At 55.1% G+C, this 1,141-nt stretch carries 1 protein-coding gene and 2 pseudogenes; all 3 read left to right on the forward strand.

Translation table 11 applies throughout. The annotated features are described in order from the left end of the window. Positions 1–257 (forward strand): annotated as a pseudogene (locus tag E1N52_RS43820) (IS5/IS1182 family transposase); the annotation flags it as partial. 212 nt (positions 258–469) lie between these two features. Continuing rightward, positions 470–808, forward strand: coding sequence for a nitrogenase stabilizing/protective protein NifW (gene nifW / locus E1N52_RS43825; protein ID WP_133191274.1), 339 nt, complete (start codon positions 470–472; stop codon positions 806–808). A gap of 94 nt (positions 809–902) precedes the next feature. Next, positions 903–1,141, forward strand: a pseudogene (locus E1N52_RS43830) (IS6 family transposase); the annotation flags it as partial.

The following is a 1,141-nucleotide window of genomic DNA, read 5'->3' on the forward strand; positions in this document are numbered from 1 at the left end:
ATCGCACGCCTGGCGCCGCCTGGCGCAATGCAGCTATTGCTGCTATCGAAGGAAGCAGCAGGCGCGAATGGAAGCAGGCGACCGGCTACCACCGGCGATCGCTCGCCGAGACCTTGGTGTACCGGCTCAAGGTACTCACGGGCTCCAGTATGTGGGCGCGCGCGACTGGCTCGCAAGCCACCGAGGTGTCGATCCGTGCGGGTGTACTCAATCGCATGGGAGCCCTCGCTCGCCCGCAGTCCGTCCGTATTGCCTGAGATTGAGAGCACAGAGGTCATGTCGTCTTTACGCCTGATTTTTGCAACAATGCCTAAGACAGGCATGGTCCTTGCGTGCCGTGGGCCGCTAAGTTAGAAGGCACAGACAAGTTAAGACCTTTCGTCAATGAGAAAGCGCTTAACAATGGCATAAAACTCGCCGCCTCGCTACGGACGGCTTCGCGGCCAACTTTGTCATACGGAGCAACAACATGAAAGCATTAATTGATAAAATGCACCGGCTTTCGTCGGCTGAGGACTTCTTCCGATTCTTCGCCATCTCATATGACGACAAGGTGGTGAACGTAAGTCGATTACATATACTAAGGCGTTTCTTCCAGTACATCAGACAGGCGGAGGAGCTGTCCGCGGATCACGACGCAACCTTATTCTTGGTATATCGAAATCTCCTGCTGAAAGCGTACAACGACTTTGTCATTTCCACGCCTGCTGAGCAAAAGGTGTTCAGGGTTCTTCAGGAAGCCGACGGAGAGCGGCATATCTCTCTTGATAGCCTGCGTGAATCTCTGCCGGCTCGGGCTAATAATTGAAGTTGGTGAGCGAGTCATATTGGTGCTTGTCTGAGGGATCTGTCGCAATAAGGCGGTCTGCTATGCTGACGGGCCTTAATGCGTGACGTGATCGATGACCGAGAAGCTGAGTCCGGGTGTGGGAAAAGTACTCAAACGCTTGCATTACCCGCTGGACGTGATGTTGCTGTGCGTTCGGTGGTACGTGGCCTATCCGCTGAGCCTGCGCCATCTTGAACAGATGATGGCCGAGCGCGGGATTGCGGTCGATCATTCGACCGTTCACCGTTGGGCACTCAAACTGTTGCCGGTGCTGGAGAAGGCGTTTCGACGGTGCAAACGGACGGTCGGCAA

Origin of the sequence: Paraburkholderia guartelaensis, assembly GCF_004353905.1 — a bacterium.
GTDB lineage: Bacteria > Pseudomonadota > Gammaproteobacteria > Burkholderiales > Burkholderiaceae > Paraburkholderia > Paraburkholderia guartelaensis.